The following is a 23,858-nucleotide window of genomic DNA, read 5'->3' on the forward strand; positions in this document are numbered from 1 at the left end:
TCCATATCATTTATGCTTTTCAACTATTATTTTGATATAATCGCTTGTTTTAATGGCAAATCATGTCGAACTAAATCCTCGTATGACTCTCTCTCAACAACAAGGTTTGCCTCACCATTTTCAACAAAGACAACAGCTGGTCTTGGTAATCTATTGTAGTTATTTGCCATGGAATAACCATATGCCCCCGTTGAAAAAACAGCCATTGTATCGCCAGCAATCGCTCGCTGTAACTGGCAATCCCAAATTAACATATCACCTGATTCACAACACTTTCCTGCTACAGAGTATAGGTGATCTTTTGCTTCATTCATTCGATTTGCTATTGTGGCTTCATATTTTGCCTGATACAGAGCAGGGCGTAAATTATCCGTCATCCCTCCATCTACAGCGAGGTAATGTCGCAACTCTGGAACATTTTTGTGTGAACCAACCGTATATAACGTCAGTCCAGCTTCTCCTACTAGTGAACGCCCAGGTTCAATCCAGATCTCAGGCATGTTCATTTGCCCTGTTACCTGATTTCTGATTGTTTCAATCATAGCTTCAATGTAGTTCCCTACTGGTAGTGGGTGATCTTCGCTCGTATATCGGATTCCAAATCCTCCACCAAGGTTAAGGACTTCAGGCTCAAAACCATAGGCATCATACCATGTTGTAAGATAGCTATAGATCTTTTCAATCGCCATTACAAAACCATTTGTTTCAAAAATTTGTGAGCCTATATGACAATGAAGTCCAAGAAGATGAATAGCACTCATTTTTGTTACATCCAATATCGCGCGTTCTACCTGACCACTCTGTAAATCAAAACCAAATTTAGAATCTTCTTGGCCTGTTAAAATATAATCATGCGTATGTGCTTCAATACCTGGTGTTATACGCAACAGCACATTAGCTTTCACATTTTTTTCTTCTGCAATTTGCTCGAGTAGAGATAATTCGTAAAAATTATCAACAACGAAGCAACCTATTTCTGCATCAAGCGCCATTCTAATTTCAGATTCACTTTTGTTATTTCCATGAAAATGAATGCGCTCCACGGGGAAACCCGCCTTCAAAGCAGTATAAAGCTCTCCACCGGATACAACATCTAAACTTAATCCTTCTTCTTCTGCAAGTTGAATCATTGCCATACATGAAAAGGCCTTACTAGCATAAGCTACTTGATAGTTTACATTTTCACGTTCAAAGGCACTTCGAAACGCCCTTGCTTTATCTCGAATCATGGCCACGTCATAAACATATAACGCAGTGCCAAATTTTTTTCCTAATTGGACCGTATCGATCCCTCCAACTGTTAAATGCCCCTCTTCTGAAACTGCAGATGTACTGTATAAATTCACAATCATTTCTCCCCTCTCGCTTATATAAATGCGAGCTCCCTCCACACAATAAGAAAAACAGCCAACTTTATAGATAGGCTGTTTTCTCCGTATCCTCACGAGTTGGATTAGCTCACCACTGAAAGAAATCCATCCTCCAGTGACAGTCTGCAACTTATTCAGCAGCAGCCCAGCAAGAAAAGAATGGGTCCTTTCTCACTTCGGCAAATTGACCTTTCTGATATCGTCTTCGCATTCCATTCTATGCTCAGATATCTTACTCATTCGTTTTGCGCCTCTATCCCCATTACGTTCAATGAGGTCTATTCAATTAAGAAATAAATTATCATACTTTTTAAGATTCGGCAAGTGGTTTGTCCGGCTGCTTCGTTTCATTCTGGGGCTCTGTAATACTCGGACGCAATTTTGTCAAAGGAACAGAAACGCGAATTAGCACTTGAATAAACGCTTTTGCATTAAAAGGAATGAACGGCCATAAATAAGGTGTGTTTAATGGCTTTAAGGCGACCAGGAAGAGAATAATAGCTGTCACGCCTATTATATATCCTGGAACTCTGAAGAAAAAGACAAGGAAAAGTAATAATAATCTAACTAGTTTGTTCGCTATTGATAACTCATAACTTGGCGTTGCGTAAGAACCTATAGCCGCAATAGAAACATACAAAATAACTTCTGGCACAAATAATCCTACATCGATGGCAATTTGACCAATTAATACAGCCGCAATTAAACCCATCGCTGTAGAAAGCGGGGTAGGCGTATGAATGGCGGCCATTCTCAGCGTTTCGATCCCAACTTCTGCAAGAATGATTTGAATAAATATCGGCACATTCGTTTCATCATTTGGCCCAATAAAATCAATTGATTTAGGCAATAACCCTGGTTCATATACCGCTAATAACCACAGGGGAAGTAACAATAGCGCTGCTAGCATTCCCCCAAAGCGGACCCATCTCAAGAATGCCCCAGGTAATGGAGCTTCCCTGTATTCTTCTGCATGTTGAACATGGTGGAAAAAGGTTGTTGGCGTAATAATTACACTCGGAGAAGTATCGACGATAATCAAGACATGCCCTTCTAACAAATGGGATGCGGCTACATCTGGTCTTTCCGTATACCTTACAAGCGGAAAAGGATTTCCCGCCTGATGCACTAAAAACTCTTCAACGCTTTTATCAGCCATAGGAATACCATCAATATTAATTTCTTTTAGTTTTTTCTTAATGATTTCAACTAAGTTTGGGTTAGCTACATCCTGAATATAAGTGATACACACATCCGTTTTGGAACGCTCTCCGATTTGAAATATTTCATTGCGCAAACGACCATCTCTAATACGCCTTCTTGTAAGTGCAGTATTCTCAATAATATTTTCTGTGAAACCATCTCTGGAACCTCTGATCACTTTCTCAGTGTCTGGCTCCTGAGGCGTTCTACCTGGATACTTCCGAACATCAATAATGTAAGCAATCTCTTCGCCTTCCATAAATACAGCGATCAGTCCTGAAAGAACTTGGTCGACGACCTCATCAAACGTCTCTACCTTTGTTACTTGCTGATGGGGCAAATGATTATGAATAACTTGCTCGAATTTAACGGTCAAGCGATGATGATCATCTAATTCCATCAATTCACGCATGATCTCAACAATGATTGATGTATCACATAATCCTGTACAATAATAGAATTGTATTTCTTTATTCAAAATCTTGAGTTTACGTACACCTACGTCAAAGCTTTCCCCAATGCCAATTGATTTTTTCAAGAAGTCTTCATTTTCTTTTAATTTTTTAAATATTTTTTGTTTGTTATTCACTTTTGTTGTCATAGAAACCGCTCCTTTCAAGCAGAATTTGAACGGCTTTCAATGTTATAGGCGACCCAACCTCCGGATCATCAAGCCCAGACATTTTACCTATATCACCGACACCTATAATAATGGGGAGATTCAGTTTATCTAAAATAGATACAGTATCCCCATCTATTCTCCCAGCTTCCATATCAGCAAATCCATTCTTATCCACACCGAAATGCGTTAATTCACCATCCCTGTCAATGGAAACATCTACTCTCGTCCATTCAGAAAAGTGCGTTCTTGAGGCAACTGCAATCGCACCGAGGAGTTCAACATCTTCATCCTCAGCCACAGCCTGCATCGCTAGTTCTCCATAACCTTCACCGGGAAAACCACTATCATCGAACATTACAAAGATTGGATCGTGTGGAGCTTCTTTAATTAGGGAAACAATTTCATAACCAGCAAGCGGGGTCGGATTTCCTGCTGATTGGCTAATGCATCTCCCGCCAATATCCGAAGCCACTTTTTCAATTGCTTTTTGCGCGTAAAGATCTCCATCAGTAACGAAAATAACCCGCCGCTTGTTCAATTCATTCACCCCTTTGGTTTGAATATAATGGCTATGATAAATCCGAAAACAATAGCTGATGAAATTCCAGCTGAAGTTAACTGAAATATTCCCATTGCAATGCCTATAAATCCATGTTCCTCTCCTTGCTGCATCGCCCCATGTAGCAAGGAATGCCCAAAGCTCGTAATCGGTACTGTCGCACCAGCTCCTGCAAATTCAATCAGTCGATCGTATATACCGAATCCGTCAAGAATCGCTCCAGCCACAACAAAAGATGACATGACATGAGCTGGTGTTAATCTAAAAATATCGAGCAATAACTGACCAACAACACAAATGGCTCCTCCTACTGCAAAAGCAATGAAGTATTCCACTATTCCTCACCTCCAACTCGCTCAAAAACCACTGCATGAGCGATAGCAGGCATACTTTCTTTCTGCTGCACCATAACGGGGCTATGCAAGCATCCTGTAGCTGTAACAAGAATTTTTGAATACTTCCCTTGTTTTAGAAGCTCTATGAGATGACCATACGTAACAACCGCCGAACAGGCACAGCCGCTTCCACCTGCGAATACTTCTTTCTGATCCGGACGATAGATCATTAACCCACAGTCATTATGATTATTAGTAATGTCAATCCCTTTCTCAAGCAATAAATCACGAACAATCGGAGAACCAACTGCAGATAAATCTCCAGTAACAATTAAGTCATAATCTGAAGGCTTTACATTCAGGTCCTCAAAATGTGTGGCCAATGTATCTGCTGCCGCTGGCGCCATCGCACTCCCCATATCAAACGGATCTTTGATTCCCCAGTCAACTACTCTTCCAATCGTTGCGGCAGAGATTTGAATGTCCGAAAACTCCTGACTAACTAAAGCAGCTCCAGCACCAGTTACAGTTGATGTCGCAGTACCGGGTTTCTGACCTCCATATTCTGTTGGATATCGGAACTGTCTTTCAGCAGTTGCATTATGGCTACTAACTCCAGCAATAGCCCTCTCTGCAAAACCACCATCAACTAGAGAAGAAGCAATCGCTAGGGATTCCATCGATGTGGAGCATGCTCCAAAAACACCTAGAAAAGGAATATGATTAGACCTTGCTGTATAAGTTGCGCTTACGATTTGATTTAATAGATCACCTGCTACAAAAACATCAACTTGATCAGGAGCTAATTCTTTTTTCTTCAAACAACTCATTACTGCATCTTCTAACAATTTTCTTTCAGCAAGCTCCCAGTTTGCCTGATTACAATGAAGGTTATCATAGGTCACATCAAACGAATTTCCAAATGGACCTTCTGCTTCCTTTGGGCCTGTTGCTGTACCTACTGATTGTAAATAAACATTTGAAAAACTCCATGTTTGCTTTCCTGATTTCATACAGGTTCTCTCCTTATATCAGGGCTTTAAAAATCATTCTGACCATTCCTACAATGTAAGCCGCAACGACGCCAAACACGATGACTGATCCAGCAAGTTTAAACATATTGGTTGCTATGCCAAGTACAATCCCTTCGCTTTTATGCTCGAGAGCAGCACTAGTAATCGAATTAGCGAAACCTGTAACTGGTACAGCTGAACCTGCTCCCGCAAATTGACCAAGCTTGTCATACCAACCGAAAGCCGTTAATATAGCTGCGATCAAAATGAGAGTGGCTACAGTCGGGTTTCCAGCATTTTCTTTAGAAAAATCAAAGACATTGATATAGAAATTCTGAACACCTTGTCCGAACATACAAATAAATCCGCCTACAACAAACGCTTTTATACAGTTGAAAAAATACGGCGGCTTTGGCTGATACTCTTTAATGTTCTGACTATACTTTTCCCTATCGTTTAATGATTTTTTCATTACTTGATCCCTCCATCCACAAAAATTGTCCAATGAAACAATGATCCGAATACTTTACCAAGTACTATAGCCATTAGTAAAACCAAAATTTTATCTATAAACCCAATCCGTTTCGTTAATATTGGCAGGACATTTAGTACTTCTGTTAATGCTGCTGCTAACATCCCAATAAATATACCTGCACCAAGTCCAATTGGGATCACTACAAATTTGGGCAGGCCCAGAGTTGGATTTCTTAACGATAACCAACTTGCCACTACAGCACCTACAATGATCCCCCATTCATAAAAACGAATGAGGTGTAACGTTTTGGACAATTGAGTGAGTCTAGGGATAATACCAAGAACTGAAAGAAATGCAACAAATCCAGCCCCAACCGCAATCCCTTCAGCAAATCCGATTAACATCACAAAGACAAATTGAACATTCATGGTTTCGAATTTCCGTTTTCTTCGTTCTCATGAACGATTACATATTGATCAAGGTCCTGTTGATAATTAAACATTTCCACTTCAAGTGGGCTCGGTTCTTCGTTAAACCGCTTTTTGAAAAGATGATTAAAGAAAAGGACCATCCCAATTCCAAGTCCAAATGAGTATGGTACTTGTAGAAGCAGTGGTTTTGGATTGTCAATTCCAGTCACAATTTTATATATTTGCTGATGAACCTCTCTCATACTGACGTCTTCATGAAAATTCATAATAGCGAGGGCCGCACCAATAAATAATAAAAACCAGATAAGAACAAAATAAACGGGTGCTAATTTCTTCTTTGGATACTGAACTTCTACAATCGTTTGTGTAGGACCAACTACTTGAATCTCAATGTTTTCCATTTCGCTATGGATTGACATAATGACTTTCATAACATCAATTACGACTAAGTTCTTATCTTCTTTCGTCACATGGTAAATGTGGATATTCTCCACCTTACTACAGCAAGAATCTTCTCCTATGAGCTGAGCAATATCACCAATCAATAGTTTCTTATTAGGCGGCACTTTCTTTTTTTGCCTAAGTCGAAGATATATTATCTGACTATCCATGATCCTCCACCTCCTTATTCAAGGGGCATATTGGTTATAGTATGTTTCTACCAAATGACTCTCATTCTTTAGCAACCTAAGTACCATTAATTCCCTAGAAGTGTGGGACCTTTTTATATCGTCCATTCATTAATCTTAGTGATAGCTCGATTTTTATTCAGGTAAAAAAAGCCTTTGCACACAAAAAAGAACAGAATGAGCTATTTGCTCATCTGTTCTTTAATTTGTTTTAATATTTTCTTTTCAAGTCTCGATACTTGAACTTGAGAAATCCCAAGTCTTTCTGCCACTTCAGACTGAGTTTGATCTTTATAATACCTTAAATAAACGATTAGTCTCTCACGATTATCAAGATACTGCAATGCTTCCTTAAGGGCTAATTTATCAAACCAAGCACTATCTGTATGATCGGCAATTTGGTCGAGTAAAGTAATGGGATCTCCATCATTTTCATAAACCGTTTCATGAATAGAAGTTGGTGCCCTTACAGCTTCTTGTGCCATGACAACTTCTTCCGACGTGACTTCTATTCGTTCTGCAATTTCATTAATTGTGGGCGTTCTGCCGAGCGTTTTCGATAACTCATCCTTCGCTTTCCTAACTTTATTTCCAGTTTCTTTAAGGGATCGACTCACTTTCACTGTTCCATCATCTCTAATGAAGCGCTGAATTTCCCCAATAATCATTGGTACCGCATAGGTGGAGAATTTCACATCGTAACTTAGATCGAACTTATCCACGGATTTTAACAAACCAATACAACCGATCTGAAACAGGTCATCCGCTTCATACCCTCGATTTAGAAATCGCTGCACAACGGACCAGACGAGACGCATATTCTTTTGAACAATGAGGTCTCTAGCTCCCTGGTCCCCATTCTGGCTTTGTTTAATCAATTCCTTCACTTCATCAGGCTTCAGTTGCGACTGCTTCCCTTTTCTAACCTCCACGTCCATATGCAGGTCCCCTTAATTACATAGCGCTTTATTTTTTGATAGATACTTCATTAAGTGAATGGTCGTACCCTGGCCACTTGCAGACTCCACTTTGACCTCATCCATAAAATTCTCCATAATTGTAAAGCCCATCCCTGATCGCTCTAGTTCAGGCTTTGTTGTAAACAAAGGTTGTCTTGCTTCCTCAAGGTCAAGAATTCCGATTCCGTGGTCACGAATTGTTAAATTGACCGTGTCGTCATTTAACTCGACTGAAATGTAAACCTTCTCTTCAGAATTTTGCTCATATCCATGAATAATGGCATTTGTAACAGCTTCCGATACAACAGTCTTGATTTCAGTAAGTTCATCAACAGTAGGATCGAGCTGCGCAATAAAAGCTGCTACAGTCACACGAGCAAATGATTCATTTTGACTGAGCGCAGAGAACTCGATATCCATACGATTTCTCATTATGCCACCCCCAAAGTAGCGAGGGCATGCTGCTCATCAGCCTCAAGCCTCACAATTTTAAAGAGACCTGACATTTCAAACAATCTCTTAACAGGTGGAGAGATTGAACATACGACCATTTCTCCTCCAAAACTCTTCACTTTATTGTACCGCCCTAGAATAACACCGAGACCTGAACTATCCATGAATGAAAGACCGTCTAGACTTAGCACAATATGTTCAATTTTACGCTCTTCAATAATCGAATCTACCCTGTCTCTTAGTTCTTCTGATGTATGATGATCCAACTCTCCATCAAGACGAATCAAAAGAACGGGATGGCGCACTTCAAGATTGATCGAAAGACTCACGTCACATTCCTCCTCATGTTTGCTTGTGAGTTTTTTCTCTCTTTACAGGGTTAATTCCTTCTTCGTGACAAAACTAGTGAGATTTCGATGAAAGAGGTGATCACTTGACAGTTTGAGTAGGCGCTTTGGCGAACTGCGCAGCTGTTCGTTTCATCAGCTGCCACCAGGAAGCTTTTTGAATGTCTTTGGCTGCAATAACCGGAGATGTAGCTGTCACATGACCATCTATTTTCACAGACAACTCACCTACCTCTTCCCCTTTCTTAACAGGTGTTTCTATATTCTTATTGACTTTGATGCTTGTTGTAATTTTACCGTTTTCTTGCCCTTTCTTAAGAAGAACGGAAACTCGCTCAGATGTTACAACAGACATGGTAGGTTGATCTCCTTTATTTACCTTTACTTCTTTCACGATGTTGTTTCGATCGAATAATTTATGTGTTTTATATTGAGAAAATGCATAATCAAACAGTTTTGTAATATCTGCATTACGTACTTTTGGAGATGGAGCCCCCATTACAACAGCCACCACTCGCATGTCATCTCTTTTCGCCGTTGCCGTAAGACAATACTTTGCTTCACTTGTAAATCCTGTCTTCAATCCATCTACACCAGGATAAAATTTAACAAGCTTATTAGTGTTAACGAGCCAGAATTTCTTATCTGTATCCTGCCTCAGGTAGTCTTCATATAATCCAGTATATTTTGTAATCAATTCATATTTAAGAAGCTCTTTAGCCATAAGGGCCATATCATTTGCAGTGGAATAATGACCCTCCGCAGGTAATCCAGTAGGATTTACAAAATGAGTGTTTTTGAGCCCCATTGATTTTGCCTTTGCATTCATCGAATTAACAAATTCTTCTTCCGAACCAGCGATCGCTTCAGCCATTGCTACCGAAGCATCATTACCGGAAGCAATCGCGATACCTTTTAACATATCGTTAACTGTCATTTCTTCCCCTGCCTCAAGAAAAATCTGTGAACCACCCATCGAAGCAGCATATTCACTTGCTCTAATTTTCTGATCGAGGCTTACTTTTCCACTTTCAATCGCTTCCATAATTAAGATCATTGTCATGATTTTAGTCATACTTGCAGGAGGAAGCTTTTTATCACTATCTTTTTCAAACAATACTTCACCTGTATCTCGCTCAATCAAAATAGCGGAAGAAGAATTCTCTGCGATTTTTAGCTTTGCTTCTTCTGCATGCGCAAAAGAAGGAACAATAAGAGTTACTCCCAGCAAGAAGGCGAGCGCTGTTGCAACAACTTTCATTGGTGATCCCTCCATTCTTAGTATTACAAGGATTTCCAACATCTTGGAAAAATATACGAATTCTATATCCTCTTTTGATAATCGCATTCACTCTCCTTAAATCTTTTCACGGATTTATACACATGGACATGGTAATGAAGTAGTTGATTATTGCCTTAATTACGCTCTGAGATAAAGATGTCACTCGAATGAGCCAAAATCGAGAACCAACAGGATAAGCTAACTTAGCTAAACACAAAAAAAGAAGCCCCCCAAAAGAGACTTCTCAAGATACTACCTTATATTAATTAGTTAATAACTTTATAAATCAACTGTGGCTTTTCAGCAGCTTGCTTAGAAAGAGTATACGCTTCATTAATTTTATCGATTGAGTTCTGAACGTCTTCTTCATCACTGTGAAGAACAACTAGCGCTTCGCCTTTCTCCACTTTATCGCCGACTTTTTTCTTCAGCGTAATCCCAACACCGTGATTAATTTGATCGTCTTTTGTCGCTCTTCCTGCACCAAGATACATAGCAGCAACACCAACAGATTCAGCATCAATTTCTGTTACATACCCATCTTGCTGTGCCGAAACTTCAATATCATGCTTTGCCTGTGGAAGTTTAGAAAGATCATCAATGACGGATACATCTCCACCTTGAGCTTGAACGAGCGTTCTAAATGATTCAAACGCTTTTCCATTTTGAAGATTCTCTTCAAGTGTTTTATACGCCGTCTCAAAGTCATCGAAAGCACCAGCTATCACTGTCATATGTGAAGCAAGTTCTAGAGAAAGTAGGCGTAGATCCTCGATATTTTCTCCTTGAAGAACCTGACAAGCTTCTCGTACTTCATTTGCGTTTCCTACTTCAAAACCAAGCGGCTGACTCATATCACTAATAACTGCCACAGTGTTCCGTCCAAGGTTGTTTCCGATGTTAACCATTTCTTTAGCAAGAGCTTCTGAGTCTTCAAGCTTCTTCATGAAAGCACCGGATCCAGTTTTGACATCAAGAACAATCCCATCTGCTCCAGAAGCAAGCTTTTTACTCATGATAGATCCTGCGATTAAAGGAATGGAATCCACAGTAGCTGTTACATCACGAAGCGCGTATAATTTTTTATCTGCAGGAGCGAGGTTCCCTGTCTGACCAGCTACAGAAAGTTTATGTGTGTTCACATTATTTACAAATTCTTCTTTGGTCATCTCAATGTGGAAACCTTTAATGGACTCCAGCTTATCTAAAGTTCCACCGGTATGACCTAAACCTCGACCAGACATTTTTGCAACTGGTACACCTACAGAAGCAACCAATGGACCAACGATAAAGGTTGTCTTATCACCTACTCCTCCAGTTGAATGCTTGTCCACTTTATGACCCTCTATAGCAGATAGATCGATTGTTTCTCCTGACTCTACCATTGCTTGGGTAAGCATAGCCGTTTCATTTGACTTCATCCCATTAAAATAAATCGCCATCATTAAAGCTGACGCCTGATAATCAGGGATGTCCCCCTTTGTATATCCTTCAATAAAGAAATTAATTTCTTCTTTTGTCAATTCATTTCCATTACGTTTTTTTTGAATAACATCAACCATTCTCATTCGAATAGCTCTCCCTTCTACATTAACCCATTTTACTTACAATTGTTTTAACTAAAAGAAGGAAGTTTGCCTTTACCTTCTCTGTTGTTTCAATCACTTCGTCATGGTGAAGTGGTTGATCCAGAATTCCGGCAGCCATATTTGAAATACAAGATATACCAAGTACATCCATGCCCGCATGTCTTGCAATGATAACTTCTGGTACAGTTGACATTCCAACGGCGTCTCCACCTAGCGTTCTTAGCATTCTAACTTCTGCTGGCGTCTCATATGTAGGACCGGTATTCCCTACATAAACACCAGATTGAAGCTTCATTCCAAGGTCCTTTGCCGTCTCCAGTGCTAAGTGCTGAAGTTCTAAAGAATAGGCAGTAGACATATCTGGAAAGCGAGGTCCAAACTCATTACTATTAGGCCCAATTAACGGATTTGTACCAAAGTTATTAATATGATCGGAAATCACCATTAAATCCCCCGGTTGAAACTCTTCATTGATACCACCTGCAGCGTTAGTCACAATAACTTTATTAATTCCTAGTTCCTTCATCACTCGCACAGGAAATGTAACTTTATCCATTTGATAGCCTTCATAGAAATGAAAACGACCCTGCATCGCTGCAACTTTTTTTCCGTTTAACGTTCCGAATACGAATTGACCCGCATGTCCTTCCACAGTGGAAACCGGAAAGTTCGGAATGTCGCTATAAGGTATTTGAACTGGGTTTTCGATTTCTTCAGCCAGTACTCCCAGACCTGATCCAAGAATAAGACCTATCTCTGGTCGGAACTCTTCCACTTTTTCTTGAATATAAGACGATGCATCCTGTATTTCTTGTTTAACAACAGTCATGTTATGTTCCTCCTCTTCAATCCTAAAGCTTTTCTAGAAAACTCTTGCCGTGTTCTGGTAACTTCACTTCAAAATTATCGGCGATGGTTGCTCCAATATCGGCAAATGTTTTACGAATTCCAAGGTCAGTACCTTCTTTAATGCCCTTATAATAAGCAAGCAGCGGCACATATTCACGAGTATGATCTGTTCCGTGATGTATAGGATCATTACCATGATCAGCAGTAATCAGTAATAAATCGTCTTCTTCCATACGTTCTAGAACTTCTGTTAGTCTTTCATCGTATTCCTCTAATGCTTCACCATAACCTTGAGGATCTCTTCGGTGGCCAAATAACGCATCGAAATCAACAAGATTTAAGAAGCTAATCCCCTCAAACTGCATTTGTTGAGTTTCAAGCAACTTATCCATGCCGTCCATATTTGATTTCGTACGAAGAGACTTTGTTACACCTTCTTCGTCATAAATATCTGAAATCTTTCCGATTGCAATAACGTCTTTCTCATTATCCTTTAATTCATTCATAACTGTATGACCAAAAGGTTTTAGCGCATAATCATGACGATTAGAAGTACGTTTAAAATTGCCAGCTTCACCTTCAAAAGGTCTAGCGATTACTCGTCCAACCATATATTCTTCTGCTTTTGTCATTTCTCTTGCAATCTCACAAATATGATAAAGCTCATCCAATGGAACAACATCTTCATGGGCCGCAATTTGAAGAACAGAATCTGCAGAAGTATAGACAATAAGTGCGCCGGTCTTCACATGCTCCTCACCAAGTTCTACAAGAATTTCTGTCCCAGAAGCAGGTTTATTTCCAATGATTTTTCTTCCTGTTCTACTTTCAAGCTCGGAGATGAGATCGTCAGGAAATCCATTAGGGAAGGTTCTAAAAGGCTGCTCTATATGAAGGCCCATAATTTCCCAATGTCCAGTCATCGTGTCTTTCCCATTCGAAGCTTCCATCATTTTTGTATAATGAGCCATCGGCTTATCTGCTTTACTAACCCCATTAAGTTCACGAATGTTGCCAAGACCCAGCTTCTCCATATTCGGCATCTTCAAACCATTCATATGATCTGCGATATGACCTAGAGTATCGGCGCCCAGGTCGTCAAATTGATCAGCATCAGGAGCCTCACCAATACCCACCGAGTCCATTACAACCAAAAATACTCTCTTAAATCGTTTTGTCATTATGATCCTCCTCATTCAATGTCTATCTATTGTTACTATTCCCTTCAAAAACAAAAAAACTCACGCATGAATGCGTTTACGAAAGCAGAAAAAAGAAAAAATCTGGCCAATGACCAGATCTCTTTCTGGAGAAAGCCTCCTATTAGGCCCTTGGATGGTAAGTTGAATAAATATCCTTCAATCTCGCTTTAGTTACATGTGTATAGATCTGTGTTGTTGAAATATCTGCATGTCCGAGAAGCTCCTGTACTGCTCTAAGGTCCGCTCCATTTTCAAGTAAATGTGTTGCAAATGAATGTCTTAGTGTATGGGGGGTAAGAGGTTTTACAATGTTAGCTTTCAATGCAAGCTTTTTAAGAATTTTCCAGAAACCTTGTCTCGATAGGCTTTCACCACGATGATTCAAGAAAAGCATTTCGTTTTTATTCTTTTTCATTAATTGCCCTCTACCTTCATCCAAATAAATGGTTAAGGCATCTCTTGCCATCTTACCTAGAGGCACAATTCGTTCTTTATTCCCCTTACCAATCGTTCGAATAAAACCCATTGTTAAATGAACATCTTCCATTTTCAAATCAATGAGTTCACTCACACGCAAACCTGTTGCATACAATACTTCAAGCATAGCGCGATCGCGTTTACCAAAAGGAGTCGAATAATCAGGTGCCTCTAGCAGCTGCTCTACTTCAGTTGTTGACAAAATCTTAGGTAGTTTCCGCTCTGTTTTTGGCGTTTCAATATGTACAGAGGGATCTTGATCCACTGCCTTTTCTCTAAGTAAAAATTGATGAAAGGCACGAATAGAAGCAATGTTTCGAGCAATTGTAGTAGATGCTTTTCCACTGTCTCTTAGCGTATAGAGATAATTAACAATATGCACACGTCGCACTTCATCCAAAGTGGAAATGTTCTCATTTTCTTTTATGTGTTTTAGATATTGAGCGAGATCTCGCCTGTATGCATCGAGAGTATTTTTGGACAGGCTCCGCTCAACTATCAAATAGTGCAAAAAATCCTGTACCTGATCTTCCATTGTAAACGCTCCTTATTCACCTGTCTGGTAAAACAAATTGAGCCTTTCAAGGAAAGTGTGTTGAATACCCGATTCCATTTGAACGACTTTCACTGCTTTTCCTTGTGGCACATCATACCGATGATAATTCTGGTACTCTTGATTTACCCAGAGAATGCCAAAGTAAAACAGTAATGTACAACCTGTGAACAGTAAGAAAACTTTCATTGTATCTAAAACAAGCAATAAACCCCTTCTCAAACTAACGCACCTCCATCTCTAGTAAAAGATATGCCAGGGATAGAGAATTTTATACATCGTTAGGAGATACAGGTTCTTAAATGTCTTCTATTACAATTATGAATGATTAACGGCTTGCTCCGGCTGTTCTTTATCTTCCTGTCCTTGACAACGGTGACAGATCCCATGAAATGTAAGGCGATGATCTTTAATTTTAAAGTTCCAATCATTCTCAACTACCTTTTCTACATCACCAAGTAAATCATCTTGTATTTCATCTACTGCGCCACACTCAATACAAACCAAGTGATGGTGAAAATGGGCAGCGCCTTCTTGCCTGAGGTCAAACCTTGAAACACCGTCACCAAAATTAATTTTATCAACGATTTTCAATTCAGCTAATAACTCAAGCGTTCGATATACAGTTGCTAATCCAATTTCAGGAGATTTTTCTTTTACTAAAAGATACACATCTTCAGCGCTTAAATGGTCTTCTTCGTTCTCAAGAAGTACCCGCACGGTTGCTTCTCGCTGGGGCGTTAACTTATAGCTTTGAGAATGAAGATGTTTCTTAATTCGATCGATTCTGCTTTCCATGTCCCATTTCCCTCCCTCGATCGATGCCATTTTCATTATAAGCAGTAGGGAAATCGGTGTCAAATTAAAATCATTATCAACCTAATGTTATAATGATTTTAATTTGATAATGAATATAATTTACTTCATTTCCACTACGGCCTTTATCAATCCTGGTGATAAATAAGCTTCAAACCATGCTGCTAGACAAAGAAAACTTAGCGCACATATAACTAGTCCTGAAAACCTTAAGAATGGAGGAAGAATCGGTTCTATTCTGCGTTTCATAAATAATTGCCTCATCAGTCGAAGCGAAAAAGTTAGAGAAGCCGTTGCAACGATCACCATCGCGGGTACCGCTATAATATTCTGTGGAAAGACTGAAACAAATGCCAATAAGAAGCCTTTCCAGCTCATTTGATTCACAAGAAAACCTACTGTAAAACCAACAACTATCCCTTTTAGAAAGAGCATAATTAGTACAATTGGAAGACCAATAATCGTAAGTCCTAGAAGCCACATCAAACCAATATATTTGGCATAATGAGTTAAGCTTTGATGAAACATTTCAGATGATGTTGCGAACTGTCCATCTGATACCTGTCCAAAAAAACGCCCCAAGTATACAGCAAGATCTTCTTTTTGAGTGAAGCTTAGGCTATTGACTATAACGGCTCCGAATACAATGCCCATGAGGAACAATACGGCAATAAATGTGTAGAGAGATAAATGATCTGATAGATGAGTTGATATCATTTGCTTCAGATGTCGGCTACGATTCATACGATTTCCTCCTTCATACGACCTTTGGTAAAGTCTATGAAATGGATTTTGAACGTATGACTGATCGATAGATTATCTCTTTTGGTTTACAACTTTACCGTATGTTCCACCCCCACCTTGTTCTAAAGTAAGCTGCCCATTCCTTGAAAGGACGATCATATGAGCGAGTGACTCTCCCACAACGCCGGTCAGATCACTCTCAGTCACCCGGTGAAGAATATTCATCTCCGTACTAAAAGAATCTAATAGACGCTCGAAAGTTTTTGGTCCTACCCCTGGTAGAAAGTCTAGAGGAACGTGATGTACATATGGAGGACGAACAGGGCACGTCGACGCTGAACTCAATTCTTGAATTCGATTCGCCACCCCTTTTATAATCTTCTTACTTCCGCATGAATCGCAAACCAACTGATTAACTGGAGAATTACATTTAGAGCATATGGTCTCATAATATTTACCTAATTTTGGGTCCAATCCAAAATTCGCTGCAATTTTCCGGTCATATTTGCCTTGTAATGCCTTTTTCCACTCAAGAAATGTGGGTTGTTTTAAATATAAGCATTGATATTCTCGAGCTATTTTTTGTGTGGAATGTGCGTCTGAATTCGTCAAAAATGGGTAACGATGAAGTTCTTCAATTTGGTCTGCCATCTGTGTGTTAGAAGAAAGACCTAATTCAATTCCATCAATATTGTTTAGGTCAAAAACTTCGCTTATTGACTGATGGACTCCCTTCCCAAATAGGCTCTTAAATGGTGTGAATATATGGGCAGGTATAAATAAACCATCAAGCTCTTTTGCCTTTTCTTGAATGACCTCCGCTCTTTCATATATGCGTTGAGAACTTAGAGTAATGTTCGTCATTCTAGCTCTTAGCCAATCTGAAAAATGTTTCATTTTTGTTAAATCAGGCAAATAAACTAGTACATGAATAGGACCCTGACAATTCTCATCATAGATTTCGATTTCTGTACCTAAAATGAGAGTGAGAGATTCAAACCGAATTCCACCCTCACTCAATTCATAACATTCACCCTTCTCCAAATAATCTTCTATCTCTTTCATAACTTCAGGAACGTGGCAATCGATCACGCCAACCATATCAAGCCCTTTTCTTGCACTAGCTTCATTAAGGATATGAGATAGTGTTAACGTTTTTGAACCAGTTATCTTAACAGGTTTGTTCGTTCTAGTTCTCCCGATATGAATATGAAAATCTGCATAACATGATTTCATGTAATCACTTCAATTTCATTTGTAAATACATGAGAGCATAAGCGGTTTTAGCATCATGAATTTCCTGGCTTTCTACCATCTTTTCCATTTCTTCTATTGTTAAATGAAGAACATCAAGAAACTCATCTTCATCAGCCGATTGTTCTCCTTTTTTTTCTAATCCCTTTGCTACGTATAAATGAACAAGTTCATTTGCAAAACCAGGTGATGTGTAAAATGAAATCACTTTTTCAAGCGAGTCACACGTATATCCTGTCTCTTCTTCTAATTCACGAACTGCTGTAACTTCAGGTTTCTCCCCCGGTTCAAGTTTCCCAGCTGGGATTTCCACGATAGCTTTATCAAGGGCTTTACGATATTGTCTAACGGCTAAAATTTTATGATCAGGCGTCTCTGCAATAACCGCAACAGCACCAGGATGATCAATTAATTCACGCTTACTTTGTTTCCCATTTGGTAACTCAACATCTTCCACTCGTAAGTCTATAATTCGACCTTCGTAAATCGTTTCTGAATGCAAGGTCTTTTCATATAAATGGTCCATTTGTTCATCATCTCCTGGTTCTAAAAATTCAAATCGATACATAAAGTCTATCACATGAGACAGATAATAGGGAAAAGACTAAAACCATTAATGTATCGAACTATTTAGGAGGTTCTGTTTATGAAAGTCTATATTCAGCCAAACGGTGTCACAATGGTAGGAAAACCAAAGCAGATTCAATTAATGATTAGACATTATATGAATCATTATGAAACGATTGAAGAATGGATTCAGGCTCCTGCTGTTCGAACTAAAGCACACCTAAGGTTAATACAATAAGAAAACAACAAGAAACGCTGCCATTAATGGCAGCGTTTCTTGTTTAACGAATCTCCGTTTTGAAAATATTTTTCATTTGCTCAAGGAATACGTTATGATGCTCGGTAAACGTTGCCATACACGATGAATGCGCAACTGTTCTAAATCCTCTTGCGTAAGCACCATAAGCAGTTAGAAAATCGCAAATATCTGTACATACTCCTGCAAGATGAACAGTTTCCACGCGACGTGATTTAAGTATTTCTTCCAGATTCGTTCCATAAAATGCATCATATTCTGGCTTAGGAACAAACGTGACATTCGGAAGCTCCTTATGGGATTCATACCACTGCTGTAATTCACCATATAACTTCTGTCCCCACGTTCCTCTTACATTATGTACGGGCCAGATATTAAAGTGATCATCCTCTTCTTCATGCTCATCCATACAAATCACAACTTCCTTGCCTTCCTCAATAAACGTTGTGGCAAGTGAAATAATGCTAGGAACAATCTCTTGTCCCTTCTTGCCTGAAGTAAGTCCTCCCTCATCATGAACAAAATCATTGCTCATATCAATAATTAAAAGCGCTTCTGTTGCCATTCTACCGCCTCCCATTATGTTTACTATAGCAGGTGTGTTATCGGGTAACAAGACATCGGAATCAGCATATGATTGGCATGAATCCTCCTATCACGATACACTTAATACAGGTTAAAAATGGGAGGTATGGAATGCAATGAAAACCAATCAACTCGGAAGCTCAATACTGAACGTTAGCGAAATTGGATTAGGTACTATGTCACTTGGCACTGATCGAGAGAAAGGTATTTCGCTTATTCATGAGGCAATTGATAACGGCGTTACATTTATCGATACAGCTGATTTGTATGACTTCGGTCTAAATGAAGAAATAGTAGGAGAAGCCCTACGTGATCGACGGGATACAGTCGTACTTGCTACGAAAGCAGGGAACCACTGGGAAGAAGGAAAAGAAGGCTGGTACTGGGATCCATCAAAAAAACATATTAAATCAGCACTAAAAGCTAGCTTAAAACGATTGAAAACAGATCACATTGATCTCTTTCAGCTACACGGTGGTACAATCGAGGACCCATTCGATGAAACCATTGAAGCTTTTGAAGAATTAAAACAAGAAGGATTAATTATCGAATATGGCATTTCAAGTATACGCCCAAATGTCATCCGAGAGTTTGTAAAAAAATCTTCTATCGCATCAGTTATGATGCAATACAGCATTCTTGATCGTAGACCCGAAGAAGAAATTCTAGATTATTTGCATGAAAACAACATCAGTGTCATTGCTAGAGGACCGCTTGCTAAAGGCATGTTAACTGATCGATATGAGGAGAAAGTAAAAGAAGACGGATTTCTCGACCATTCTAAATTCGACGTTCTTGAAACTGTTAAGCAACTTTCTGAAATAAAAGGGGATAAGCGCAATTTAACTCAAACGTCACTAAAATATGCTCTTGCTCATCCCGCTGTAGCTACAGTAATTCCTGGAGCTAGTCGCAGTGAACAACTTCTCGCAAATATTACAGCACAAAATGCTCCAGACTTAACACCTGATGAAGTTCAGAAAATACGTGACGTTTCAAAAATGAATGTGTACGATAAGCATCGGTAATTAAAAAAAGAGCGCAGTCTAGTGACTGCGCTCTTTCCTTCTATTTTCATAAATTAAAAGGCATCTAATATTGGATCGCTAATAATAATGTCCGGTTCTGTTGAAGCTTGAATTTGCTCAATGCTATAGCCAATGGCAACTTCTTTTAACACAAGCCCTTCATCCGTTATGTCAAAAACAGCCCGATCCGTAATGATTCGATTAACAACGCCTTGACCTGTTAGGGGGAGGGTACAAGAATTCAAAATTTTCGGGTCTCCGTTTTTGTTCACATGATCCATAATGACAACAATCCTTTTCGCCCCATGCACAAGATCCATGGCCCCACCCATACCTTTAATCATCTTTCCAGGTATCATCCAATTAGCGAGGTCACCATCTTTTGAGACTTCCATTCCGCCTAGTATCGCAACATCAATATGTCCTCCACGAATCATCGCAAAAGACTCTGCACTATCAAAATAGGATGCTCCTTGCATCGCTGTAACTGTTTCTTTCCCGGCGTTAATAAGATCAGGATCAACTTCACCTTCAGTTGGATAAGGTCCGATTCCAAGAAGGCCATTTTCCGATTGAAGCACTATTTTTTTGCCTTCTGGTATATAGTTAGCTACCATCGTAGGCATTCCAATTCCTAGATTCACATAAAAACCATCCAGGATTTCTTTTTCAGCACGTCTTGCAATCTTTTCACGAACTGCTGCTTTATCTACTTTCACCATTATGATCCTCCTATCGCGTTGTTAATCGCTCAATCTTCTTTTCCTGCTCACCCACAATAACCTTTTGAATATAAATACTTGGAGTATGAATTTGATCAGGGGATAACTCTCCTACACCTACTAATTCCTCTACCTCAGCTATCGTCACTTTACCTGCTGCAGCAATCATAGGATTAAAATTACGTGCCGTTTTGTTATAGACCAAGTTCCCCATTATGTCCCCTTTCCACGCACGAACAAATGAGAAATCTGCCTGAATGGCTTCTTCAAGCAAGTACTCTTTACCATTGAATACTCTGACTTCTTTTCCTTCTGCTATCGGTGTTCCCACGCCAGCTGGAGTATAGAACGCTGGAATGCCAGCACCGCCTGCCCTTATTCTCTCTGCTAGCGTTCCTTGAGGAATGAGCTCAACTTCTAATTCACCGGATAACACCTGTCTTTCAAATTCTTTATTTTCTCCAACATAGGAACCTACCATTTTTTTTATTTGTCTGTTTTTAAGGAGCAATCCCAGGCCCCAGTCATCAACTCCACAGTTGTTCGATATGACTGTTAAGTCCTTTGTTCCTTTCTCTTTTAATGCAAGAATTAAATTTTCTGGTATACCTACAAGGCCAAACCCACCAACTAGAATCGTTGCTCCATCTTGAATGTCTTGTACGGCTTCTTCAAAGGTATCAAGTACTGGCTTCATTTATTTAAACCTCCATATCTTTTTTAAGTTCGTTCAACGATTGTTGCTACGCCCTGTCCTCCACCAATGCAAAGCGTAGCCAGACCAAACCGCTCATTTCTACGTTTCATTTCATGTAGTAGGGTTACTAAGATTCGAGTACCACTTGCGCCAATCGGATGACCAAGAGCGATCGCCCCACCGTTCACGTTCAAGATTTCTTCATTAAAATCAAGGTCTCTTCCAACGGCAAGAGATTGAGCAGCAAAAGCCTCATTTGCTTCCACTAGATTCATTTGATTCATTGAAAGTCCAGCACGTTCAAGTGCTTTCTTCGTAGCAGGAACAGGACCTAACCCCATTACGCTTGGATCTACACCTCCACTTGCATTCGAGCGAATAACAGCAAGGTATTCTATTCCAAGTTCATCAGCCTTTTCTTTACTCATTAAAACAACAGCGGCTGCGCCATCGTTAATACCAGAAGCGTTTCCTGCTGTAACCCCACCGTTTTTCTTAAAAGCTGGGCGTAACTTTGCAAGTTTATCAGCCGTTGTTCCTGGTTTAACGTATTCATCGGTATCAAATAAAAGAGGGTCACCTTTTCGCTGCGGAATAGAAACCGGGAGAATCTCTTCTTTAAAACGCCCCTCTTCAATTGCAGCCTGTGCTTTTTGTTGACTCCATGCAGCAAATTCATCCATTTCTTCTCTTGTTAGCTGATAATGATCGCACAGGTTCTCAGCAGTAACACCCATATGATAATCGTTAAATGCGCACCATAATCCATCTTGAATCATGCTATCCACCATCTTTTGGTCACCCATTCGCAAGCCTTCTCGCGCTCCGTTTAATAAATAAGGCGCCTGACTCATGTTCTCCATCCCACCGGCGACGACAATATCTTGATCGCCAAGCATAATAGATTGAGCTCCAAGATGAACTGTTTTCAATCCTGAACCACACACTTTATTTATTGTCATCGCTGGAGTTGAAACCGGAATTCCCGCTTTGATAGCTGCCTGACGAGCAGGATTTTGTCCGAGACCCGCTTGAAGAACGTTTCCCATAATGACTTCTTCCACCTGATCTATCGATAAGCCAGCCTTTTCGATCGCTCCTTTAATGACCATCGCCCCAAGTTCTGTAGCAGAGATAGATTTTAGTGAACCATTAAATGAACCTACCGGCGTTCTGATAGCGCTTACAATTACAACATCTCGACTCATTTCGATTTCCTCCTTATGTATCTATGACTCTCTTCTACATAATTCTTACTTAATTCAAAAAACTCCTCCCTCCAAGCGAGAATTTCCATTATTCAAACGATTGTCTTGCAAGACTTCCGATCCTTTGTTTTAATTAAAGATAGCGCTTACAAAGAAAGGTGATGAATGTTTTGCTACCACAACATGCAACAATCATTGAAGTTGGTCCAAGAGATGGACTTCAAAATGAACTAAATCAGATCAAAACAAATGATAAAATCCGTTTCATCAAAGCCTTAAAAACAGCCGGAATGAAAGAAATGGAGATTACCTCATTCGTATCACCTAAATGGGTTCCCCAAATGAAAGATGCCAGTGAAATAGTAAGTACTTGCCTTGACGATACAAGAAACTTCGTCTTAGCCCCTAACCGTAAAGGGGTCGAGAGAATTAAAGAAACGAACGTGAAAGCGATAGCACTTTTTGCTGGTGTTAGTAACTCCTTTAATCAAAAGAATAGCAATAAAGAGACAAAGGATCTACTCAATGAGCTAATTCCTTTAGTCAAAGAATTAAAAGCAGAAGGTTATTTCGTTCGTGCATGCATCTCTACTGCTTTCTATTGTCCATATGAAGGAAAAATAAAAGTAAATGATGCGGTTGACGTTTGTCGTCAATTTGTTGATGCAGGCGTAGATGAATTGAGCGTAGCAGATACTATTGGAATGGCCACTCCTGCTGAATCACACAACCTTTTTAGCCAACTTGTAAAAGAATTACCGTCAACATTGTTAACAGCTCATTTCCACGATACAAGGGGTATGGCACTTGCTAACATCTATGCATGTCTCCAAGCTGGAATTTCAAGATTTGATACGTCAGCGGGCGGACTTGGCGGCTGCCCTTTCGCCAAAGGAGCGACAGGCAACGTTGCAACAGAAAGTGTTGTCTATATGTTGGAGAGAATGGGTATCAAAACAGGTATTGATCTAGAAAAACTAATGAGAGCTATTGATGAGATTGAGCCTCACCTATCAAGATCCATCCTAACACCTTATCGAACGTTATATAATAAAGAAAAGGAAGCTTCCATAAAGTAGACATATAAATATTATGGTAAACTAAATAAAACAAGCACACAGACGTGTGCTTATTTTATCCTTTTACTATAGTTAAAATAATACTATAGATTAGAGCTAGAACTAGTCCACCGATAACCGTAATTCGATCCATCTTTTGACCTTTAAATAAATTCAAAACTCCCTTTACGACCATAAATACTACGAAAAAAATAACAAAATACATCAAAAACGTCACTCTAGTAAATCCCCCTAATCGTTATCCTTTGTTTATATATCGCATTCTCGGGTTAATGATTTCACTATCACTTTTAAGCATAAAACACTGGTGTTTCGGAAGAAAATCAATTTTCATTTCTTTATCAAAAAACACTTTATATTGTTTCTGAATCAATACAGGTCTGAAATTTGACTCAAGCGTCATATTAAAATCACCCTGAGCGGAATCATTTACTAATTGCGTAACACCGTTCACTACACACCCGCAATCTTCGATGTCATAATGTAACTTCATATAACCCTCAGAATCATGTTCTAATTTCTCGATCGCTTGGTCTGTGAAAGTCACTCTCATG

The 23,858-nt window shown here is 39.5% G+C and carries 30 protein-coding genes and 1 riboswitch; of the genes, 3 read left to right on the plus strand and 27 right to left on the minus strand.

Translation table 11 applies throughout. The annotated features are described in order from the left end of the window. Positions 1-26 precede the first annotated feature (26 nt). The 21 genes from lysA to IQ283_RS21060 all read right to left on the minus strand — a co-directional run bounded on the left by lysA (position 27) and on the right by IQ283_RS21060 (position 17,688). Complete coding sequence (gene lysA, locus IQ283_RS20960) at positions 27-1,346, minus strand: diaminopimelate decarboxylase (protein ID WP_194221987.1); 1,320 nt, start codon at positions 1,344-1,346, stop codon at positions 27-29. 100 nt (positions 1,347-1,446) lie between these two features. Then, positions 1,447-1,634, minus strand: a riboswitch (Lysine riboswitch). 46 nt (positions 1,635-1,680) lie between these two features. Beyond that, positions 1,681-3,174: a spore germination protein gene (locus IQ283_RS20965; RefSeq protein ID WP_194221988.1), complete on the minus strand. Its 1,494-nt coding sequence runs from the start codon at positions 3,172-3,174 to the stop codon at positions 1,681-1,683. Next, on the minus strand, positions 3,155-3,733 hold the full coding sequence (locus IQ283_RS20970; RefSeq protein WP_194221989.1) for a stage V sporulation protein AE: 579 nt from the start codon (positions 3,731-3,733) through the stop codon (positions 3,155-3,157). The genes IQ283_RS20965 and IQ283_RS20970 overlap by 20 nt, the downstream gene beginning before the upstream one ends. A 5-nt stretch (positions 3,734-3,738) precedes the next feature. Beyond that, a complete protein-coding gene (spoVAE, locus tag IQ283_RS20975) occupies positions 3,739-4,089 on the minus strand; it encodes a stage V sporulation protein AE (RefSeq protein ID WP_194221990.1) in 351 nt (116 codons plus the stop codon). Further along, entirely contained in the window at positions 4,089-5,102 is a 1,014-nt protein-coding gene (gene spoVAD / locus IQ283_RS20980; protein ID WP_194221991.1) for a stage V sporulation protein AD, read from the minus strand. The genes spoVAE and spoVAD overlap by 1 nt, the downstream gene beginning before the upstream one ends. A gap of 13 nt (positions 5,103-5,115) precedes the next feature. Continuing rightward, complete coding sequence (gene spoVAC, locus IQ283_RS20985) at positions 5,116-5,574, minus strand: stage V sporulation protein AC (protein WP_194221992.1); 459 nt, start codon at positions 5,572-5,574, stop codon at positions 5,116-5,118. Next, positions 5,574-6,005: a stage V sporulation protein AB gene (locus IQ283_RS20990; RefSeq protein WP_194221993.1), complete on the minus strand. Its 432-nt coding sequence runs from the start codon at positions 6,003-6,005 to the stop codon at positions 5,574-5,576. The genes spoVAC and IQ283_RS20990 overlap by 1 nt, the downstream gene beginning before the upstream one ends. Beyond that, on the minus strand, positions 6,002-6,619 hold the full coding sequence (locus tag IQ283_RS20995) for a stage V sporulation protein AA (RefSeq protein WP_194221994.1): 618 nt from the start codon (positions 6,617-6,619) through the stop codon (positions 6,002-6,004). The genes IQ283_RS20990 and IQ283_RS20995 overlap by 4 nt, the downstream gene beginning before the upstream one ends. Positions 6,620-6,819: 200 nt before the next feature. After that, positions 6,820-7,575 carry an RNA polymerase sporulation sigma factor SigF gene (gene sigF / locus IQ283_RS21000; protein ID WP_194221995.1) on the minus strand — a complete coding sequence of 252 codons (756 nt, stop codon included), beginning with the start codon at positions 7,573-7,575 and terminating at the stop codon, positions 6,820-6,822. 12 nt (positions 7,576-7,587) lie between these two features. Next, a complete protein-coding gene (gene spoIIAB / locus IQ283_RS21005; RefSeq protein ID WP_194221996.1) occupies positions 7,588-8,028 on the minus strand; it encodes an anti-sigma F factor in 441 nt (146 codons plus the stop codon). After that, positions 8,028-8,378: an anti-sigma F factor antagonist gene (gene spoIIAA / locus IQ283_RS21010; protein WP_194221997.1), complete on the minus strand. Its 351-nt coding sequence runs from the start codon at positions 8,376-8,378 to the stop codon at positions 8,028-8,030. Before spoIIAA ends, spoIIAB begins: the two co-directional genes overlap by 1 nt. A gap of 100 nt (positions 8,379-8,478) precedes the next feature. Further along, on the minus strand, positions 8,479-9,657 hold the full coding sequence (locus tag IQ283_RS21015; RefSeq protein WP_194221998.1) for a D-alanyl-D-alanine carboxypeptidase family protein: 1,179 nt from the start codon (positions 9,655-9,657) through the stop codon (positions 8,479-8,481). Between the two features lie 287 nt (positions 9,658-9,944). Then, positions 9,945-11,246 (minus strand): pyrimidine-nucleoside phosphorylase, encoded by a 1,302-nt coding sequence (locus tag IQ283_RS21020; RefSeq protein WP_194221999.1) that lies wholly within the window; start codon positions 11,244-11,246, stop codon positions 9,945-9,947. A gap of 22 nt (positions 11,247-11,268) precedes the next feature. After that, positions 11,269-12,096, minus strand: coding sequence for a purine-nucleoside phosphorylase (locus IQ283_RS21025; RefSeq protein ID WP_194222000.1), 828 nt, complete (start codon positions 12,094-12,096; stop codon positions 11,269-11,271). A gap of 22 nt (positions 12,097-12,118) precedes the next feature. Continuing rightward, on the minus strand, positions 12,119-13,297 hold the full coding sequence (deoB, locus tag IQ283_RS21030; RefSeq protein ID WP_194222001.1) for a phosphopentomutase: 1,179 nt from the start codon (positions 13,295-13,297) through the stop codon (positions 12,119-12,121). Positions 13,298-13,439: 142 nt separating this feature from the next. Further along, positions 13,440-14,330 (minus strand): site-specific tyrosine recombinase XerD, encoded by an 891-nt coding sequence (xerD, locus tag IQ283_RS21035; RefSeq protein WP_194222002.1) that lies wholly within the window; start codon positions 14,328-14,330, stop codon positions 13,440-13,442. 12 nt (positions 14,331-14,342) lie between these two features. Continuing rightward, the gene (locus IQ283_RS21040) at positions 14,343-14,570 is read right to left on the minus strand and encodes a YqzK family protein (RefSeq protein ID WP_371018615.1); all 228 of its coding nucleotides are present in this window, start codon (positions 14,568-14,570) and stop codon (positions 14,343-14,345) included. A 96-nt stretch (positions 14,571-14,666) separates the two neighbouring features. Next, entirely contained in the window at positions 14,667-15,146 is a 480-nt protein-coding gene (locus IQ283_RS21045) for a Fur family transcriptional regulator (RefSeq protein ID WP_194222003.1), read from the minus strand. Positions 15,147-15,266: 120 nt separating this feature from the next. Next, positions 15,267-15,908, minus strand: a complete 642-nt coding sequence (gene spoIIM / locus IQ283_RS21050; RefSeq protein ID WP_194222004.1) for a stage II sporulation protein M — start codon at positions 15,906-15,908, stop codon at positions 15,267-15,269. A gap of 72 nt (positions 15,909-15,980) precedes the next feature. After that, a complete protein-coding gene (locus IQ283_RS21055) occupies positions 15,981-17,144 on the minus strand; it encodes an endonuclease Q family protein (protein ID WP_194222005.1) in 1,164 nt (387 codons plus the stop codon). Positions 17,145-17,148: 4 nt separating this feature from the next. After that, positions 17,149-17,688: an NUDIX hydrolase gene (locus IQ283_RS21060; protein WP_194222328.1), complete on the minus strand. Its 540-nt coding sequence runs from the start codon at positions 17,686-17,688 to the stop codon at positions 17,149-17,151. Between the two features lie 120 nt (positions 17,689-17,808). Between IQ283_RS21060 and mciZ the strand changes: the two genes are divergently transcribed. Then, positions 17,809-17,967: a Z-ring formation inhibitor MciZ gene (mciZ, locus tag IQ283_RS21065; RefSeq protein WP_194222006.1), complete on the plus strand. Its 159-nt coding sequence runs from the start codon at positions 17,809-17,811 to the stop codon at positions 17,965-17,967. Between the two features lie 43 nt (positions 17,968-18,010). Here the strand turns inward: mciZ and IQ283_RS21070 are convergent, their stop codons facing one another. Continuing rightward, positions 18,011-18,550, minus strand: a complete 540-nt coding sequence (locus tag IQ283_RS21070) for a cysteine hydrolase family protein (RefSeq protein WP_194222007.1) — start codon at positions 18,548-18,550, stop codon at positions 18,011-18,013. Between the two features lie 136 nt (positions 18,551-18,686). Between IQ283_RS21070 and IQ283_RS21075 the strand changes: the two genes are divergently transcribed. Then, entirely contained in the window at positions 18,687-19,598 is a 912-nt protein-coding gene (locus IQ283_RS21075) for an aldo/keto reductase (protein WP_194222008.1), read from the plus strand. A 53-nt stretch (positions 19,599-19,651) separates the two neighbouring features. Here IQ283_RS21075 and IQ283_RS21080 read toward each other — a convergent pair whose 3' ends face one another. Genes IQ283_RS21080 through IQ283_RS21090 form a run of 3 tightly spaced genes read right to left on the minus strand, consistent with a single transcriptional unit; the run spans position 19,652 to position 22,225 of the window. After that, the gene (locus IQ283_RS21080; protein ID WP_194222009.1) at positions 19,652-20,320 is read right to left on the minus strand and encodes a CoA transferase subunit B; all 669 of its coding nucleotides are present in this window, start codon (positions 20,318-20,320) and stop codon (positions 19,652-19,654) included. A 10-nt stretch (positions 20,321-20,330) separates the two neighbouring features. Further along, on the minus strand, positions 20,331-21,017 hold the full coding sequence (locus tag IQ283_RS21085) for a CoA transferase subunit A (RefSeq protein WP_194222010.1): 687 nt from the start codon (positions 21,015-21,017) through the stop codon (positions 20,331-20,333). A gap of 23 nt (positions 21,018-21,040) precedes the next feature. Continuing rightward, a complete protein-coding gene (locus IQ283_RS21090; RefSeq protein WP_194222011.1) occupies positions 21,041-22,225 on the minus strand; it encodes an acetyl-CoA C-acetyltransferase in 1,185 nt (394 codons plus the stop codon). Between the two features lie 161 nt (positions 22,226-22,386). On the opposite strand from IQ283_RS21090, the gene IQ283_RS21095 reads away from it, so the two are divergent. Next, positions 22,387-23,304, plus strand: a complete 918-nt coding sequence (locus IQ283_RS21095; protein ID WP_194222012.1) for a hydroxymethylglutaryl-CoA lyase — start codon at positions 22,387-22,389, stop codon at positions 23,302-23,304. Between the two features lie 55 nt (positions 23,305-23,359). On the opposite strand, the gene IQ283_RS21100 is transcribed toward IQ283_RS21095, so the two are convergent. Together IQ283_RS21100 and IQ283_RS21105 are read right to left on the minus strand one after the other, a co-directional pair. Continuing rightward, positions 23,360-23,521 carry a hypothetical protein gene (locus IQ283_RS21100; protein WP_159782922.1) on the minus strand — a complete coding sequence of 54 codons (162 nt, stop codon included), beginning with the start codon at positions 23,519-23,521 and terminating at the stop codon, positions 23,360-23,362. Between the two features lie 21 nt (positions 23,522-23,542). Beyond that, a complete protein-coding gene (locus IQ283_RS21105) occupies positions 23,543-23,857 on the minus strand; it encodes an iron-sulfur cluster biosynthesis family protein (RefSeq protein ID WP_160918920.1) in 315 nt (104 codons plus the stop codon). Position 23,858: the final 1 nt, after the last annotated feature.

Source organism: Pseudalkalibacillus hwajinpoensis (genome assembly GCF_015234585.1).
In the GTDB taxonomy this organism is placed as follows: Bacteria; Bacillota; Bacilli; order Bacillales; family Guptibacillaceae; genus Guptibacillus; species Guptibacillus hwajinpoensis_B.